Consider the following 433-nt stretch of genomic DNA (forward strand, 5'->3'; position numbering starts at 1 on the left):
AGTGAATCCACAAGTACCTCGGATAGCGCATCAAATTCAGCGTCTGATTCAAAATCAGAATCAATGAGCACATCGGACAGTGCATCGACATCAATGTCCGATTCAAAATCAGAATCAATGAGCACATCAGACAGTGCATCAAGTTCAGCTTCAGATTCTAAGTCAGAATCAATGAGTGATTCTACAAGTACATCAGACAGTGCATCTAGTGAATCCACAAGTACCTCGGATAGCGCATCAAACTCAGCGTCTGATTCAAAATCAGAATCAATGAGTGATTCTACAAGTACATCAGACAGTGCATCCAGTGAATCCACAAGTACCTCGGATAGCGCATCAAACTCAGCATCTGATTCAAAATCAGAATCAATGAGTGATTCTACAAGTACATCGGACAGTGCATCAACATCAATGTCCGATTCAAAATCAGAAT

1 protein-coding gene is annotated in these 433 nt (G+C 40.9%); it reads right to left on the reverse strand.

Annotation, left to right across the window (positions count from 1 at the left end; translation table 11 throughout):
* The coding region (locus BZZ03_RS12070) for an MSCRAMM family adhesin SdrC (RefSeq protein ID WP_233128998.1) at nt 1–433 on the reverse strand (433 nt) is incomplete at both ends.

Source organism: Lactococcus petauri, assembly GCF_002154895.1.
GTDB classification, from domain to species: Bacteria; Bacillota; Bacilli; order Lactobacillales; family Streptococcaceae; genus Lactococcus; species Lactococcus petauri.